The organism is Pseudomonas sp. JV449, assembly GCF_032424295.1.
Taxonomy (GTDB): Bacteria; Pseudomonadota; Gammaproteobacteria; order Pseudomonadales; family Pseudomonadaceae; genus Aquipseudomonas; species Aquipseudomonas marginalis.
In genome coordinates, this window is the sequence record NZ_VYKD01000028.1 from 309484 (window position 1) to 326695 (window position 17212).

The following is a 17212-nucleotide window of genomic DNA, read 5'->3' on the forward strand; positions in this document are numbered from 1 at the left end:
GGATCCGGCTGGCTGATGAAGCTTTACCCGTCGAACGGCCTAAATTTGCAGAATGACGTGCCGATAGGCTGGATATAACCCAAGGAGGCGGTTTCCCATGTTCAATACAAAAGCCAAGAACCAGCTTCACGCCCAGGCAGCCGAGCTGTTGGAACTGCGCCAACTGCGCGATGGCCTGAACCGTGAAATGCTGACGTTGAGCATCGACTCGACATTCAAGATCACCGCATGCAACGACAACTTTGCCAAGTCGTTGGGCTGCACCCCGGAGCAACTTCGAGGCCGTGCCATGGCCGAGATCGTCCCGCAGTACGTCTCCAAGCTGCCCTGCTTTCATAATTTCCGAGCGGCGGTCGCCGCAGGCAAGTCCATTACCGACGATTACCGCTACCTGCATGCCGACGGCTCATTGATATGGCTGCATGCACATTGGCAGCCGATCACGGATGCGAGCGGCCAGCTGAGTCATGTCACCTGCTATGCAACGAACATTACCGCCCGGGTAGAAAAAGCATCGGAAAACACTTCTTTCATCCAGGCATTGCTGCGCTCGACGGCGGTGATCGAGTTCGACCTCTCCGGGCATGTCATCACCGCCAATGAACAGTTCCTGCACGCCATGGGCTACAGCCTGGAACAAGCCAAAGGCAGCCACCACCGGATTTTCTGCAAGCCGGAGGAAACCTCGTCGCAGCACTACAAGGATTTCTGGGCAACCCTGAACAGGGGCGAGTTTGTAGCCGGCCGATTTGAACGCGTTGACAGCCGCGGCCAGACCGTGTGGCTGGAAGCAACCTACAACCCGGTGTACGACACTGAAGGCGCACTGTGCAAGGTGGTCAAGTTCGCCACGGTGGTCTCCGACCAGGTTGCCCGGGAACAGGAAGTCAGTGGCGCGGCGCAAACCGCATTTGAAATTTCCCGGCAGACCGATGTCAGTGCCGAGCGCGGAGCCGTCGTGGTCAACGACACGATGCATACCATGCATAAAATCGCCGCTGATATGCAGGCGGCTGCCGGCGGAGTCGAAGCCCTCGGAAAACAGTCACTGCTGATCAGTTCGATCATTCAGACCATCAGCAGCATTGCCCAGCAAACCAACCTGCTGGCATTGAATGCCGCGATTGAAGCCGCCCGTGCAGGCGAGCAAGGTCGCGGCTTTGCGGTGGTGGCTGATGAAGTGCGACAACTGGCCGGGCGCACCAGCACGGCGACGGAAGAAATCGCCTCGGTGGTGCTGCAGAACCAGAAACTGGTGGATGAGACCGTCGCCGAAATGGCCAACAGCAAATCCCAGGCAGAGCAAGGTCTTGAACTCGCCACGCAGGCAGGCCAGGTCATTGTGGAAATTCAGGATGGCGCCAAGCGGGTGGTCGACGCGGTGGGCAGGTTTGCGAATCAGGTGGCTTAGCCGGAGCAGTCACAGGGCCGCCTGTGCATGAGGCGGCGAACTGCACGCCGGACATGGGAAACAAGCCGCACATTGTCCAACCACCTCCACTCCCCTTATCCTCGACGCTCCCCGTCCGTCCAAAACCGGAGCCGCCATGGACCTCGCCACCCTCGCCCTGTTCCTCCCCGCCTGCTTCGCCCTGAACATGGCGCCCGGCCCCAATAACTTGTTGTCCGTGAGCAACTCCACCCGCTATGGCTACCGCACCTCCTGCATCGCCGGTATCGGCCGCCTGCTGGCCTTTGCCGGCATGATCGCCCTCGCCTCTGCGGGGTTGGCGGTGGTGTTGCAAACCTCGGAACTGTTGTTCTACGCGATCAAGATCCTGGGCGCGGCGTATCTGTTGTATCTGGCGTTTCAACTGTGGCGCGCAAATCCCCAGGCGGAGGCGGAATCGGTAACCGCCAAGGTGAGCCTATGGGCACTGGCGCGACAGGAGTTCCTGGTGGCGGCGGGCAACCCCAAGGCGATCCTGATCTTCACCGCGTTCCTCCCGCAATTCGTGGTCCCCGGCCAACCCATCACCCCGCAATTCGCCGTGCTGGGCGCGCTTTTCCTGGTGTTGGAATGGGTCGCCATCAGCCTCTACGCCTATATGGGCCTGCACATGCGCCGCTGGTTTGCCGAGCCGCGTGGCAAGCGGATATTCAACCGCTGCTGTGCGGGGTTGTTGTCAGCGGCGGCGACGGTGTTGTTGACCGCACGTAGGGCTTGAGGAAAAAAACATGACCCGCAACCAACTTGCCGACCTTTACCTCGGCTACATCGACTGCCTAAACCGGCAGGATTGGAACCGCCTGGGCGACTTCGTCCACCCTGAGGTGGCCTATAACGCCAAGGTAGTCGGCCTGGAGGGCTACCGCGCCATGCTGGAGCGCGACTTCCGCGAGATCCCCGACCTGGTGTTCCACATCCAGTTGCTGATCGCCGACCCGCCCACCGTCGCCTGCCGGCTGAACTTCAATGTCACGCCCCGGGGCGAGTTTTTCGGGCTGGCGATCAATGGTCGCCAAGTGGCGTTCTCGGAGAACGTTTTCTACACGTTCGTCGACGGGAAAATCGCGCAGGTCTGGTCGGTCATCGACAAAGCGGCGATCGAACAGCAGTTGGCCGTCTAGACTCCACGCACCGATTCTCACGTGGAGTCCCATCATGAAGAGCAAAACCACCCTCTGCCTCTGGTACAACGGCACCGCCAAGGAGGCTGCCGCCTTTTACGCCAAGACCTTCCCCGACAGCACGGTCGACGCCGTGCACCTGGCGCCCGGCGACTACCCGTCCGGCAAACAGGGCGATGTGCTCACGGTGGAATTCACCCTGATGGGCATCCCGTGCATCGGCCTCAATGGCGGCCCGATATTCCCCCACAGCGAAGCGTTTTCCTTCCAGGTCGCCACCGATGACCAGGCTGAAACCGATCGCTACTGGAACGCCATTATCGACAACGGTGGCCAGGCCAGCGCCTGCGGTTGGTGCAAGGACAAGTGGGGGTTGTCGTGGCAGATCACGCCTCGGGTGTTGACGGACGCGGTGGCACACGCTGATCCGGCCATTGCCAAGCGTGCATTCGACGCGATGATGACCATGACCAAGATCGACATTGCGGCGATAGAAGCCGCGATAAAGGGCTGACCGACTACGCCTACGTCTACGAAGCGAGCACAGACAAGAATGACGTTTTCCACTTCGATGCACACAGCGACACCCAAGAGTACCCAACCATGAGCGACGGCGTGCGTATCAGCCCACGGACCATCCCCGTGCCCTCTTCGATCAGCCCCGAAGCCCAGGCGATGCTCAAGCGCATGGTGGGTGAAGATGGCGTACCGTTGAACGCTCTGCACGTCATGCCGGCGCCTGACGACCACGACGGCTGGCGCCGCATGCAGGCCACCGTTGCCGAGCACTTCGCCGTAGCCACCGCCGGCCAGGCGGCCTCACTGCGCGCGAGCCTGCATACCCTCCGTGTAGAAAACGCGACCGTGCATGTGGCGACGCCGTCGGATCACACCGGCGACGCCTACATTGACCTGCATGGCGGTGCCCTGGTATTCGGCGGTGGCGAAAACTGTCGCGTCGCGGCCGGGAGGCAGGCCGACCTGCACAACATGGTCTGCTACGGCGTGGACTACCGCATGCCACCCGATCATCCCTACCCGGCGGCACTGGATGACTGCATGGCCACCTACCGCCATGTGCTCAAGCATCACGCCCCAGACCGTATCGTGATCGGTGGCCGCTCGGCGGGCGGCAACCTCGCAGCGGCCCTGGTATTGCGTGCCCGCGACGAAGGGTTGCCCTTGCCGGCGGCGCTGGTGTTGTTGTCGCCGGAAGTGGACCTGACCGAATCGGGCGACAGTTTTCACGTCAACCGCACGGTAGACGTGGTGCTGCCCAACCCGCTAATGGGCACCAACCTGCTGTATGCCGCCGGCGCGGACCTGGCCCACCCGTACCTGTCGCCGCTGTTCGGCGATTTCAGTCGGGGCTTCCCGCCCACTTTCCTGCAAAGCGGCACGCGGGATCTGTTCCTGTCCAACACCGTGCGCCTGCACCGGGCCTTGCGCCAGGCGCGGGTGCCGGCGCAATTGCACGTGTTCGAAGCGATGCCCCATGGCGGTTTCATGGGCGCGCCGGAAGATGCAGAGCTTGCACAGGAAATCCGCGCATTTGTGCGTGAACACCTGCAACGCGCTTGACACATTTACTGACATCCCCTGAAGATGGAAGCCTCATTCAGGGTGTGTCAGTTATGTCCGCAACCTCACTCGTTAACCGTACCGTCATTGGCTTGATTGCCAAGGCGCAAGGTTGCGTTGCGCACGCCCTCAAATCGAAGAAACAGTCGCTCATGTGACCGGGGCGCGCTGTCCCGTCAGATGAGCTGACAGGACATTGAGCGCGGACTCCCTCCCCCTTTGCACAATTGCCCATGCCCTTCTGACGGTGACTCAAGCGGTCAATCATCAGGAGAAAGTGCATGTCATCGTTTCAAGGTATCTGGGTTCCCGTGGTCACGCCGTTCCAGGATGGCGCCATCGACTTTGTCGGCCTGCACCGCCTGGTCAGCCACCTGCTGGGCAAGCACGTGGCCGGGATCATGGTGTGCACCACCACGGGCGAAGCTGCATCGCTCAGCCGCCAGGAACAACTGGCCGTGCTGGATGCGGTATTGCAACAGGTGCCCGCCCACCGCGTGGTGATGGGCCTGGCGGGCAACAACCAGATTGAGCTGCTGCAATTCCAGGCCGAGATCCTCAAGCGCCCGCTGGCGGGTTTGCTGGTGCCGGCGCCGAGTTACATCCGCCCTTCCCAGGCCGGCCTTGAAGCGTTCTTTCGCACGGTGGCCGATGCGTCCAGCGTGCCGATCATTCTCTACGACATTCCCTACCGTACCGGCGTGACCTTCGAGCAGGCGACCTTGCTGAACATCGTCGCGCACCCGCAGATCGTGGCGATCAAGGACTGCGGCGGCAACCTGGGCAATACCCTGGCGGTGTTGGCCAGCGGTGAGGCCGATGTGTTGTGTGGCGAGGACCTGCAGATCTTCAATGCGCTGTGCCTGGGTGCCAGCGGTGCGATTGCCGCGTCGGCCCATGTGCGCACCGAACAGTTTGTGGCGCTGTGGCAACAGGTACGGGACAACCAGTTGGCTGAGGCGCGGGCGACGTTCCTTGGCTTGGTGCCGTTGATCAACACACTGTTCATGGAGCCCAACCCGGCGCCGGTGAAAGCCGCACTGGCGCTGGAGGGCTTGATCGACAGTGAGTTGCGGGCGCCGATGCAGCGGGCAACCGAGGCGGTCATCGCAAAGCTGCAAAGGCTTTCACGCCAGGCCCAGTAACCTGTGGTGAGCGGGCTTGCCCCGCGTTGGGCTGCGAAGCAGACCCAAAACCAGGCGCTGTGGTTTACCTGACAGAACACAGGCATCCTGATTGGGGCTGCTTCGCAGCCCAGCGCGGGGCAAGCCCGCTCACCACAACAAGCCCGCTCACCACAATAAGCTTGCGCAGGCTCAACCAATAACGCATTCGAGATTGCACCTCCACGCCCCACGTGATCTGAGGACTACTCCTAACCTGTGGCGAGCGGGCTTGCCCCGCGTTGGGCTGCGAAGCAGACCCAAAACCAGGCGCTGCGGTTTACCCGACAGAACACAGGGAGCCTGATTGGGGCTGCTGCGCAGCCCAGCGCGGGGCAAGCCCGCTCACCACAACAAGCCCGCTCACCACAATAAGCGTGCGCAGGCTCACCCAATAACGCATTCGAGAGTGCACCTCCACACCCCACGTGATCTGAGGACTACTCGTAACCTGTGGTGAGCGGGCTTGCCCCGCGTTGGGCTGCGAAGCAGACCCAAAACCAGGCGCTGCGGTTTACCTGACAGAACACAGGAAGCCTGATTGGGGCTGCTGCGCAGCCCGGCGCGGGGCAAGCCCGCTCACCACAGCAAGCCCGCTCACCACAATAAGCTTGCGCAGGCTCACCCGATAACCCATTCGAGATTGCACCTCCACGCCCCACGTGATCGAGGACTACTCCTAACCTGTGGCGAGCGGGCTTGCCCCGCGTTGGGCTGCGAAGCAGACCCAAAACCAGGCGCTGTGGTTTACCTGACAGAACACAGGGAGCCTGATTGGGGCTGCTTCGCAGCCCAGCGCGGGGCAAGCCCGCTCACCACAGCAAGCCCGCTCACCACAGCAAGCCCGCTCACCACAATAAGCCCACTCTCCCCTTCAGCCACGACAGCCCCTCACCACAAGACCCAAGCTGCTCATGCTATGGTGCACTCCCCTTACCGTGCCTGCCCATCACCGTATGATCGTGATCCCTCGTCCCCTGCGCCTGACCTGCTATTCCCTGCTGATCATCGCCGGTGCGTTGCTGGCCGCTGCCTTGGCCACACGCCACGCCGAACGCCAGGCGTTGGTGGACGATGCGGCACGCGCCAACCAGCAACTGGCGCTGTACGCCAATTCCCTGCACACCCTGATCGAACGCTACCGCGCCCTGCCCGCCGTGCTGGCGCTGGACTCGGAGATGATCAACGCGCTCAAAGGCCCGTTGGACGCCGGCACCCAGGACTTGCTCAACCGCAAGCTCGAACGCATCAACGGTGCGGCGCAGTCCTCCACCCTGGAACTGATGGACCGCACAGGCCTGGCCGTGGCCGCCAGCAACTGGAACTTGCCGAGCAGTTATGTCGGGCACAACTACGGGTTTCGGCCGTATTTCAGCCAGACCAAGAGCCAGGGCACCGGGCGCTTTTACGCAGTCGGCGTGACCACCGGGATCCCGGGGTATTTCCTCTCCAGCGCCGTGCTGGATGAACACGAGCAGTTCCTTGGCGCCATGGTGGTGAAACTGGAATTCCCTGAGCTGGAGCGCGAATGGGCCCAGGGTGATGACCTGTTGCTGGTCAGCGACGCGCGCGGCATCGTGTTTATCGCCAACCAACCGGGCTGGCGTTATCGCAACCTGCACCCGTTGTCGGCCAGCGACCTGGTCGAACTCAAGGCCACCCGCCAATACGACAAGAAACAACTGCAGCCGCTGGACACCCAGACGTTGCAACGCTTCGACGAAAACAGCCACCTGATGCGCGTCAACGGCCCCGAAGGCAACGCCAATTACATCTGGGAGTCCCTGCCGCTGAAAGCCGAGGGCTGGACCCTGCACCTGTTGCGCAAACCCCAGTTCGCCTTTGAGGACCAGCGCAACGCCGGCCTTGCCGCCGCCGGCTCCTGGCTGGCGCTGGTGTTCCTGGTGCTGTTCCTCAGCCAACGCTGGCGCCTGGCCCGTTTGCGCCAGCGCAGCCGCGAAGAACTCGAACAGCTTGTGGAAGAGCGCACCCAGGCCCTGCGCACTGCCCAGGATGGCCTGGTGCAATCGGCGAAGTTAGCGGCGCTGGGGCAGATGTCCGCCGCCCTCGCCCATGAGATCAATCAGCCGCTGACCGCCCAGCGCATGCAGTTGGCGACCCTGCGGTTGCTGCTGGACCACGGTCGGGTGGACGACGCCTACAAGGCCCTGACCCCGCTGGACGATATGCTCACACGCATGGCCGCCCTCACAGGCCATCTCAAGACCTTTGCGCGCAAAAGCCCCAGCGGCCTGCGCGAACGCCTCGACCTGGCCACCGTGGTCGACCAGTCCCTGCACCTGCTCGACGCGCGCCTGCGTGATGAAGCCATCGGCACCGTGCTCGACCTGACCCGCCCCGCCTGGGTACGCGGCGATGCGATCCGCCTCGAACAGGTGCTGATCAACCTGCTGCGCAACGCCCTCGACGCCATGGCCGACAAACCCCGCAAGCGCCTGGAAATCCGCCTGCACGCCGATCAGCAACTGTGGCAACTCACGGTCAGCGACAGCGGCGGCGGGATTGCCGAAGAGCACCTCAACAGCGTGTTCGACCCGTTCTTCACCACCAAGCCGGTGGGCGACGGGCTCGGCTTGGGCCTGGCGGTTTCCTACGCTATCGTGCACGAATTGGGCGGACGCCTGAGCGCCAGTAACCGTGGCGACGGCGCGGTATTTACCCTGACCTTGCCTATCGCGCTGGAGACACCCGACTTATGTTGAACGCGGTGATTGTGGTCGATGACGAAGCCAGCATTCGTACGGCCGTCGAGCAATGGCTGAGCTTGTCGGGGTTCGAGGTGCAGTTGTTCAGCCGCGCCGAAGCCTGCCTGGCGCAACTGCCCAAGGACTTTCCCGGGGTGATCCTGAGCGACGTGCGCATGCCCGGGCTCAGCGGCCTGGAGCTGCTGGCCGAAGTGCAACGCCGTGACGCCGACCTGCCCGTCATCCTGCTGACCGGGCATGGCGATGTACCGATGGCCGTCGAAGCCATGCGCGACGGCGCCTACGACTTCCTGGAAAAACCCTTCAGCCCCGATGCCTTGCTCAACAGCCTGCGCCGCGCGTTGGACAAGCGCGGGCTGATCCTGGAAAACCGCCGCCTGCACCAACAGGCCGATCATCGGGCACAGTTGGAGTCGAGCCTGCTCGGCGTGTCCCGGGGCTTGCAGAACCTGCGTCGGCAGGTACTCGACCTGGCGACCTTGCCGGTCAACGTGCTGATCCGTGGCGAGACCGGCAGCGGCAAGGAGCTGGTCGCCCGCTGCCTGCATGACTTCGGCCCACGCGCGAAAAAACCGTTTGTGGCGCTCAATTGCGCGGCGATTCCCGAGCAACTGTTCGAGGCCGAACTGTTCGGCCACGAAAGCGGCGCCTTCACCGGTGCCCAGGGCAAGCGCATCGGCAAACTGGAGTACGCCCATGGCGGTACGCTGTTCCTCGATGAAATCGAAAGCATGCCCCTGGCCCAGCAAGTGAAGCTGTTACGGGTATTGCAGGATCAGAAGCTGGAACGCCTGGGCTCCAATCAAAGCATTCATGTGGATTTACGCATCATTGCCGCCACCAAGCCGGACCTGCTGGAAGAAGCCCGCGCCGGGCGCTTTCGCGAAGACCTGGCCTATCGGCTGAACGTTGCACAACTGCGCCTGCCGCCTCTGCGCGAGCGCCGCGAAGACATCCCGCTGCTGTTCGATCACTTTGCCCAAAGCGCCGCCGAGCGCCTGGGTCGCAGCGTGGAACCGCTGAGCGGCGCGCAACTGGGGCGCCTGCTCAGCCATGACTGGCCGGGCAATGTGCGCGAACTGGCCAACGTCGCCGAACGCCAGGTGCTGGGCCTTGGCGAACCGGAACCGGAAGGCATCGAAGCCGGGCAATCGCTGGCCGCGCAGCAGGAGGCGTTCGAGGCCCATTGCCTGAAGGCCGCATTGACCCGGCATAAAGGTGATATCAAGGCGGTGCTGGCGGAGTTGCAGCTGCCACGGCGCACCTTCAACGAAAAGATGCAGCGCCATGGGTTGGCCAGGGACATGTTCCTGAAAGATGAATGAGCGAATTTCCGCTCATTCCCCTAAAAAGCATCAGCGACTTTCCGCTCAAAATAAACCCGAGCCCCTTCTAGACCGGGCCTTCATCTACCTGGCACAGCTCCTGCTATAGCCCCAGCCAGGCTGCGCTCGCGCCGCTCCATAAAAACAACTAGATGAAGGATCCTTCAATGGATAACTCCAACACCTTGCCCCTGGGGTCGGCGGCCGCGCCGGCCAAAGAACGCACCACCACCAGCCGCATCAAATCGATCTTCAGCGGATCGGTCGGCAACATGGTCGAGTGGTACGACTGGTACGTCTACGCCGCGTTCTCGCTGTACTTCGCCAAAGCCTTCTTCCCGAAAGGCGATACCACCGCCCAATTGCTCAACACCGCCGCGATCTTCGCCGTGGGCTTCCTGATGCGTCCGATCGGTGGCTGGCTGATGGGCCTGTACGCCGACCGTGTGGGTCGCAAAGCAGCACTGATGGCGTCGGTCCTGCTGATGTGCTTCGGCTCGTTGATCATCGCCCTGAGCCCCGGTTACGAAACCATCGGCGTCGGCGCACCGATCCTGCTGGTGTTCGCCCGCCTGCTGCAAGGCTTGTCGGTCGGTGGCGAATACGGCACCTCGGCCACCTACCTGAGTGAAATGGCCACCAAGGAACGTCGCGGTTTCTTCTCCAGCTTCCAGTACGTGACCCTGATCTCCGGCCAGCTTATCGCCCTGGCAGTACTGATCGTGTTGCAACAAGTGCTCACCACCGAGCAACTGTACGACTGGGGCTGGCGTATCCCGTTCGCCATCGGCGCCCTGTGCGCAGTGGTCGCGCTGTACCTGCGTCGCGGCATGGAAGAAACCGAGTCGTTCACCAAGAAGGAAAAAGCCAAGGAAAGCGCCATGCGCACCTTGATGCGCCACCCCAAGGAACTGATGACCGTGGTCGGCCTGACCATGGGCGGCACCCTGGCCTTCTACACCTACACCACCTACATGCAGAAGTACCTGGTGAACACCGTCGGCATGAGCATTTCCGATTCCACCACGATCTCGGCGGCAACGCTGTTCCTGTTCATGTGCCTGCAACCGATCGTCGGTGGGCTGTCGGACAAAGTCGGGCGTCGGCCGATCCTGATCGCCTTCGGCATCCTCGGCACCCTGTTCACCGTACCGATCCTCACCACCCTGCATACTATCCAGACCTGGTGGGGCGCGTTCTTCCTGATCATGGCCGCGCTGATCATCGTCAGCGGCTACACCTCGATCAACGCCGTGGTCAAGGCTGAACTGTTCCCAACCGAAATCCGCGCCCTGGGCGTAGGCCTGCCCTATGCACTGACCGTGTCGATCTTCGGCGGTACCGCTGAATACATCGCGCTGTGGTTCAAGAGCATCGGGATGGAAACCGGCTACTACTGGTATGTGACCGCGTGTATTGCGGTGTCGCTGGTGGTCTATGTGACCATGAAGGACACACGCAAGCATTCGCGCATCACCACGGACTAACGGTTGGATGCAGTAACAAATGTGGGAGCGGGCTTGCCCTAATGCCAGTCAGTTAAGGCTTTTTGTAGGAGCGAGCTTGCTCGCGAAAAACTCACAGGCGCCGCGTTCATTCAGGAAGCACGCGTTATCGTTGACGTTTTTCGCGAGCAAGCTCGCTCCTACAGGAGGCGATGTACGCTTAACTGACTGGCATTAGGGCAAGCCCGCTCCCACCTGTTGAATCAGGACACCTCTGCTACCGGGCTCCGGCCATGCCGCCGCTGTGCATACGACGCCCCGGCAATCATCACCACCAGCACCGCCGCCAATACCGCCGATGATCCAATGGTGCCGAAATCCAACCCGCCCTTTTCATGGGGCTTGGTCAGGAAGTCGCCCAGGGTTGCACCAAACGGCCGGGTCAGTACAAACGCCACCCAGAACAACAGCACCGACGAGATTTGGGTGAAGTACTTGAGCGCCAGCACCGCGGCGATGGTCGAACCAATCAACAAGGCGCCACCGGCAAAGCCGAGCCCCGAATCGTCCGCCAGGAAGTCGCCCAACGCGGTGCCCAGGGTGTTGGAGAACAGGATCGCCATCCAGTAGAACAGCTCGCCTCGGAAAGTCTGCACCTTGTTCACGTTCAGCGAGTCACCACTGAGATGCCACATCGCAAAGATGATCATCAGGATCACGATCAGGATCATCGACCCGGTGGCATAGCCCAGGCCCAGAGTGCGGTCCATGAAATCCGACATGGTGGTGCCGGCGGTGCTGGTGGACAGGATCACGATCCAGTACAGCACCGGGTTGTAGGTTTTCGACCAGAGTTGTGTCACCAGAGTGACCAGGAACACGCTGATGAGGATCATCGAGCTGATGGCGTAACCGACGTTCAGGGTCATCGACAACAAGTCCCCGGCGGTTTCGCCCAGGGTGGTTGCGCAGATTTTCATGACCCAGAACGCCAGGGTGATCTGAGGAAGTTTATTCATGCGGTAGAAGGCTCCGAGGCTCAGTCTTATAGGGGGTATCGACCTTGGGCGCAGACTGAACGGGCCGCTGTGAAAAATAGGTGGCCGCTGAATGAAAATTCCATAGGGCCGATGGAAATTCGTCGCCATGGATTGCACTATGGCTGCCTCCCAGAACCCCGCAGCAGGAACCCGGCCATGTCTGACGCTATCCACTTCTACGAACCGGCCAACGGCCATGGCCTGCCACATGACCCGTTCAATGCCATTGTCGGGCCACGGCCGATTGGCTGGATTTCATCTCACGACAGCAACGGCCGCCTGAACCTGGCGCCCTACAGTTTCTTCAATGCGTTCAACTACATTCCGCCGATCATTGGGTTTTCCAGCGTCGGGCGCAAAGACAGCCTGAACAACATCGAACAGACCGGCGAGTTTGTGTGGAACCTGGCCACCCGCCCGCTGGCCGAGCAGATGAACCAGAGCTGCGCGGCCGTCTCGCCGGAGGTGAATGAGTTCGAGTTGTCCGGCCTGACACCGGTGGCGTCGAAAATAGTCGGCGTGCCGCGAGTGGGCGAGAGCCCGGTGTCGTTCGAGTGCAAGGTGACGCAGATCATCCAGCTGCAGCGCGCCGACCAGCAGTTGGTGCCCAGCTGGCTGGTGCTGGGCGAGGTGGTCGCGGTGCACATTGCCAAGTGGCTGCTCAAGGATGGGGTGTACGACACCGCAGCCGCGGAGCCGATCTTGCGTGGCGGTGGCCCGGCGGATTACTTCCAGTTGGGCCCGGAGGCGTTGTTCAAGATGTATCGCCCAGGCGCCAGCAAACCCTGACTGAAATACACCAAAAAAGTGGGAGGGGGCTACACCCCGATGGCCATGGGTATCGACACAACTTTGGCTCAACGCTGAACGCCCGGCAGATAGGGCACTGTGGTGAGCGGGCTTGTCCCGCGTTGGGCTGCGTAGCAGCCCCAGTAAAGAAGAATGCGGTGTATCAGACACTCTGTAGAGGCTGGTTTTGGGGCTGCTACGCAGCCCAACGCGGGACAAGCCCGCTCACCACAGGGAGATTTGTCAGGGTCTGAAAAGTTGTGTAGATACCTATGCTCATCGGGAGCAAGCCCCCTCCCACATTAGAGGGTCGGCGTTGTTCAGCTCGCGGCGCTCGCCCAGGTCAGTTGACCCTCTTCATCCACATCGATCAGCCGCTCGAGCTGCACGGTGGCTGCATCATCGGCGTCGGAGGCGGTCTTGAAGGTCTGTCCATCCAGGATCTTGTGAAACTGCGGGGCGCCCATGCCATCCAGTGCCTTGACGGCGACGGCGGCGCTGTAGCCCCCTTCACCTGGTACTACGGCGGATACGGCTTCGTGGTGGGCAAATTGTTTACGTGCCATGTTGCAGGTCCTGGCCAATGGAAAAGTTGGCCATTCTAACCATTAACCGGCCAGTTGCAGGTACTCGCCGTAGGCATTGGCGGCAGAGGCATCGGTGAAGGTCTGGAAGTCCATGCTGCGCACGACCATGTCGTTCAACAGCTCGGTGAAGATCATCAGGGCCGGCGAGTTGAAGTAGGCGCTCATCGCCTGCTCGCTGCTCCAGAAACCCGAGATCAACCAGACATCGGGATCGACCTGGGAATGCTGCAACGAAAATTGCAGGCAACCCTGAGCCTGACGGCCCGGTTCGATCAAACTGCTCAAGCGTGCACCCAGTTCGGTGCTGCACCCGGTGCGGGCGCGGATAAAGGCCATATGGCTCGCGGGAATGGGGGTGGACATGTTCGACTCTCCCGTTGAGAAGTGATGCTCGGCAAGCACTGTGAGGGTGTGTTGCCACAGGATCAAAGATAACGGCGCGGGTGCGGGCGCGGTTAGTCAATTCCTGCTGGCTTATTGCACAATCCTGCGAGAAGCGTAGAGAGGACGTAGGGACCGCCGGTTCGATTCCACAGGCAAACGCCTTGTTTCAGGGACATGACAGCCCGAGAACTTGCCTGATTCACGACACGTCGCAGGATCAGGCAAGGATTGTGCAGAATCGACCTAACACTGTTTGAAAAGCCGCCGCTAAGCTGAGCCCATCAAAAAAGCATGCAGAGGACGCCTTATGCCGTCGCCCGAACATCAGTCCATGCCCCTCGACGCCGAGACGGAAAAACAGCGTGCCGAGCTGGCGAGCATCGTGCATCGTCATACCTGGGAAGACGGCTCCTATGGCACGGCGATTACGTCACTGTTCCTGAACCGCCACAACACGCCGCGTGACTTCATGCCGGTACTGGTGGAGCCGGCGTTGTGCATCCTCGCCAACGGCAGCAAGGAAGTGCGCCTGGCCGACGAAATCTTTGCCTACGACCCGCTCAATTACCTGGTGTTCTCGGTGGCGATGCCGGTGGCCGGGCGAATCATCGATGCCACGCCGGAAGATCCGAACCTGTCAGTGCGCATCAATATCGACCCGGCGCAGCTCACCGCCTTGATCGCCGAGGCCGGCCCCATGGGCGTGCCCACGCGCCCGACATCGCGCGGGATGTATGTGGACCACATCGACCCCCAGTTGCTCGACGCCGTGCTGCGCCTGGCGCGCCTGCTGGATACGCCCAAAGACATTGCCATGCTGGCGCCGCTGATCAACCGTGAAATCCTCTACCGCCTGCTGCGAGGTCCCCAGGGTTATCGCCTGTATGAAATTGCCGTGGCCAACAGCCAGAGCCATCGCGTCAGCCAGGCGATCAAGTGGCTCAATGGCAACTACGAACAACCGCTGCGCATCGATGACCTGGCCAAGGAAGTGAACCTCAGCGTCTCGACCCTGCATCACCGTTTCAAGGCGATTACGGCCATGAGCCCGCTGCAGTACCAGAAGCAGCTGCGTTTGCAGGAAGCACGTCGACTGATGATTGCCGAAGGGCTGGAAGCGTCGGCGGCGGGGTATCGGGTGGGGTATGAAAGCCCGTCGCAGTTCAGCCGGGAGTACAGCCGGTTGTTTGGGGCACCGCCGCTGAGGGATTTGGCACGACTGCGCCAAAGCGTCTGACCCCCTTTCCGTCGATACCGTCTTATCCCGCACCGCGCAAAACCCCGTAGCAGCTGTCGAGCCCCGGCGAGGCTGCGTCGGCCGCGACTCGGTCCTGAATCGGCAGCGCGCCCGACGCAGCCTCGCTTGCGCTCGGCAGCTACGGAGAAGTCAGTCCAGGGTCCGGGGCAGTTGCAGGGTGACCCGCAAGCCCCCCTCACGCAAATTCTGCAAACTCACTTCACCGCCATGGCTATGGGCAATATTGCGCGCAATACCCAAGCCCAAACCGTAACCCTGCTGCTGGCCGGCCAGGCGAAAATGCGGTTCGAAGACCTGTTCCAAACGCTGTTCCGGCACGCCTGGACCTTCGTCGTCGACGTGCAGGATGAACTCCGCGCCATCGTCCTCAATACGCAAATGGGCGTTCTGCCCGTACTTCAAGGCATTGTCGATCAGGTTGCCGATGCAGCGCTTGAGCGCCAGCGGCTTGCCCGGGTACGCCGCCACTGCTGCGCCGTCCAGGGTGACCCGGCCGTTGCCGTTGGGCGCCACATAAGGCTCCACCAGGCATTCGAGCACATGGTTGAGGTCGACCGGCTGGATGTTCTCGTGGATATCGGTGTCTTTTACACATTGCAGCGCGCCCTTGACCAGCAACTCCAACTCATCCAGGTCACGGCCGAACTTGGTTTGCAGGTTCTCGTCTTCGAGCAATTCCACGCGCAGGCGCAGGCGGGTAATCGGTGTGCGCAGGTCGTGGGAAATCGCGCTGAACAATTGGCTGCGCTCCGTGAGGTAACGGCTGATGCGTTCGCGCATCGCATTGAACGCGCGGCCCACTTCCACCACTTCACTGCCGCCGCCTTCGGCTACCGGTTCCACATCGGCGCCCAGGGACATGTCACGCGCCGCCCGCGCCAGGCGCTTGAGCGGCCGGCTTTGCCAGTGCACCAGCAGGCCGATGAACAGCAGCAAAAAGCCGCTGGTCAGCACGATAAACCACACCTGCTGGGACGGCAGGCCCTGTTCTTCCAGGCTGGTGTAGGGCTCGGGCAACAGCGAAGCGATGTACAGCCATTCGCCGGGGGCGAGTTCGATCTGGGTGACCAATACCGGCGGGTTGACGGGTTCCAGGGTCAGCGCGTAATGGGCCCAGGAGCGCGGCAACTCATCCAGTTTCAACCCGGCGTTGAAGATGCGCAGGTCTTCGGCGCTGACGAACTCCACCGAGATAGGCACGTCGGCGCCCAGGGTCTGGCGCAGGACTTCATCCACGGCCACCAGCACCGCCTGCTTGCGCGGGGTTTGCGGCAATACTTGCATGTCGAGTGGCCGATCATTGAGGGTCACGACAAAACGGGTACCACCCATGCTGCGCAACTGGTCAAGGACCAACGGCCGATAGGCCACCGGCAACGAACGGAAATAACTCACGCTGGCGGTCATCGAGTGCGCGAGGCTACGGGCGCTGGTGACCAGGCCTTCGAGCTGGGTGGCGCGCAACTGCGAGACCCAGATCACGCTGGACAGCGCCTGGGCGAACAGCACCGCGAGCAAGGTCAGCAGCAACATGCGCCCCAGCAGGGAGCGCGGTACCGGGAAGCGCCGGCGGCGTTCGCTCAGCGGCTCAGTGGGCATTGCCGGCAACCACGCTGGCTGCCAGTTGATAACCGCTGCCGCGCACGGTGCGGATCAGCCTCGGGGGTTTTTCGGTGTCGCGCAGGCGTTGACGCAGGCGGCTGACAGCCATGTCGACGATCCGGTCCAGCGGCATCAGGTCGCGGCCACGGGTGGCGTTGCCGATGGTGTCGCGGTCGAGAATCTGCTGCGGGTGATCGAGAAACAGCTTGAGCAGGGCAAAGTCGGCACCGGAGAGGATCACCTCTTCGCCATCCACGTGGAACAGCCGATGACTGATCATGTCCAGGCGCCATTCGTCGAACACCAGCACATCGCCATTGCCGCTGCGCTCCTGGCCGAACTGGCAGCGGCGCAGCAAGGCCTTGATCCGCGCCTGCAACTCGCGGGGGCTGAACGGCTTGCCGATATAGTCGTCGGCCCCCAGTTCCAGGCCGATCACGCGGTCGGCTTCGTCGGAACTGGCGGTGAGCATGATGATCGGCACCTGCGCCTGGCGCGGGTGCTGGCGAATCCAGCGGCAGAGGCTGAAACCGTCTTCGTCCGGCAGCATCACATCGAGGATGACCAAGTCGCATGGCGCCTCGTTCATCGCCTGGCGGAACCCCGCGCCATCCGGCACGCCACGCACCTGGAAACCGGCGCGACTGAGGTAGGTCTGCAGCAATTCGCGGATTTCCTGGTCGTCGTCGACGAGGAGAATCGATTTACTGATTACGCTCACGGGGTCCTCCTTGTTGTTAT

General features: G+C 61.9%; 15 protein-coding genes and 2 pseudogenes. 12 read left to right on the forward strand and 5 right to left on the reverse strand.

Annotated elements, in window-relative coordinates; translation table 11 throughout:
- Positions 1–187: 187 nt before the first annotated feature.
- The 10 genes and pseudogenes from F6S08_RS31600 to F6S08_RS25500 form a co-directional block, all read left to right on the forward strand.
- Positions 188–871, forward strand: a pseudogene (locus tag F6S08_RS31600) (PAS domain-containing protein); the annotation flags it as partial.
- Positions 872–976: 105 nt separating this feature from the next.
- A pseudogene (locus F6S08_RS31605) lies at positions 977–1411 on the forward strand (methyl-accepting chemotaxis protein); the annotation flags it as partial.
- Positions 1412–1547: 136 nt separating this feature from the next.
- Complete coding sequence (locus F6S08_RS25465; RefSeq protein WP_315872499.1) at positions 1548–2168, forward strand: LysE family translocator; 621 nt, start codon at positions 1548–1550, stop codon at positions 2166–2168.
- Between the two features lie 10 nt (positions 2169–2178).
- Complete coding sequence (locus F6S08_RS25470) at positions 2179–2571, forward strand: ester cyclase (RefSeq protein WP_315872500.1); 393 nt, start codon at positions 2179–2181, stop codon at positions 2569–2571.
- 34 nt (positions 2572–2605) lie between these two features.
- The gene (locus tag F6S08_RS25475; protein ID WP_315872501.1) at positions 2606–3085 is read left to right on the forward strand and encodes a VOC family protein; all 480 of its coding nucleotides are present in this window, start codon (positions 2606–2608) and stop codon (positions 3083–3085) included.
- A gap of 89 nt (positions 3086–3174) precedes the next feature.
- Positions 3175–4152, forward strand: coding sequence for an alpha/beta hydrolase (locus F6S08_RS25480; protein WP_065948284.1), 978 nt, complete (start codon positions 3175–3177; stop codon positions 4150–4152).
- Between the two features lie 281 nt (positions 4153–4433).
- Positions 4434–5297, forward strand: a complete 864-nt coding sequence (gene dapA, locus F6S08_RS25485) for a 4-hydroxy-tetrahydrodipicolinate synthase (RefSeq protein WP_315872502.1) — start codon at positions 4434–4436, stop codon at positions 5295–5297.
- Between the two features lie 974 nt (positions 5298–6271).
- Positions 6272–8038 carry an ATP-binding protein gene (locus F6S08_RS25490; RefSeq protein WP_074847551.1) on the forward strand — a complete coding sequence of 589 codons (1767 nt, stop codon included), beginning with the start codon at positions 6272–6274 and terminating at the stop codon, positions 8036–8038.
- Complete coding sequence (locus tag F6S08_RS25495; RefSeq protein ID WP_065925870.1) at positions 8032–9366, forward strand: sigma-54-dependent transcriptional regulator; 1335 nt, start codon at positions 8032–8034, stop codon at positions 9364–9366. The genes F6S08_RS25490 and F6S08_RS25495 overlap by 7 nt, the downstream gene beginning before the upstream one ends.
- 167 nt (positions 9367–9533) lie before the next feature.
- Entirely contained in the window at positions 9534–10853 is a 1320-nt protein-coding gene (locus F6S08_RS25500) for an MFS transporter (RefSeq protein ID WP_315872503.1), read from the forward strand.
- A gap of 221 nt (positions 10854–11074) precedes the next feature.
- Here F6S08_RS25500 and F6S08_RS25505 read toward each other — a convergent pair whose 3' ends face one another.
- Positions 11075–11830, reverse strand: a complete 756-nt coding sequence (locus F6S08_RS25505) for a hypothetical protein (RefSeq protein WP_065925868.1) — start codon at positions 11828–11830, stop codon at positions 11075–11077.
- Positions 11831–12007: 177 nt separating this feature from the next.
- Here F6S08_RS25505 and F6S08_RS25510 point away from each other — a divergent pair, with 177 nt between their 5' ends.
- On the forward strand, positions 12008–12640 hold the full coding sequence (locus tag F6S08_RS25510) for a flavin reductase family protein (RefSeq protein ID WP_065925867.1): 633 nt from the start codon (positions 12008–12010) through the stop codon (positions 12638–12640).
- 320 nt (positions 12641–12960) lie between these two features.
- Here F6S08_RS25510 and F6S08_RS25515 read toward each other — a convergent pair whose 3' ends face one another.
- Both F6S08_RS25515 and F6S08_RS25520 read right to left on the reverse strand, forming a co-directional pair.
- Positions 12961–13206, reverse strand: a complete 246-nt coding sequence (locus tag F6S08_RS25515) for a hypothetical protein (protein ID WP_053135736.1) — start codon at positions 13204–13206, stop codon at positions 12961–12963.
- 42 nt (positions 13207–13248) lie between these two features.
- Positions 13249–13590 (reverse strand): antibiotic biosynthesis monooxygenase family protein, encoded by a 342-nt coding sequence (locus F6S08_RS25520; protein ID WP_065925866.1) that lies wholly within the window; start codon positions 13588–13590, stop codon positions 13249–13251.
- 328 nt (positions 13591–13918) lie between these two features.
- Between F6S08_RS25520 and F6S08_RS25525 the strand changes: the two genes are divergently transcribed.
- A complete protein-coding gene (locus tag F6S08_RS25525) occupies positions 13919–14848 on the forward strand; it encodes an AraC family transcriptional regulator (RefSeq protein WP_315872504.1) in 930 nt (309 codons plus the stop codon).
- Between the two features lie 150 nt (positions 14849–14998).
- On the opposite strand, the gene F6S08_RS25530 is transcribed toward F6S08_RS25525, so the two are convergent.
- Both F6S08_RS25530 and F6S08_RS25535 read right to left on the reverse strand, forming a co-directional pair.
- Entirely contained in the window at positions 14999–16468 is a 1470-nt protein-coding gene (locus F6S08_RS25530; RefSeq protein ID WP_027605500.1) for an ATP-binding protein, read from the reverse strand.
- Positions 16458–17192 (reverse strand): response regulator, encoded by a 735-nt coding sequence (locus F6S08_RS25535; RefSeq protein ID WP_024077192.1) that lies wholly within the window; start codon positions 17190–17192, stop codon positions 16458–16460. Before F6S08_RS25535 ends, F6S08_RS25530 begins: the two co-directional genes overlap by 11 nt.
- Between the last annotated feature and the right edge of the window lie 20 nt (positions 17193–17212).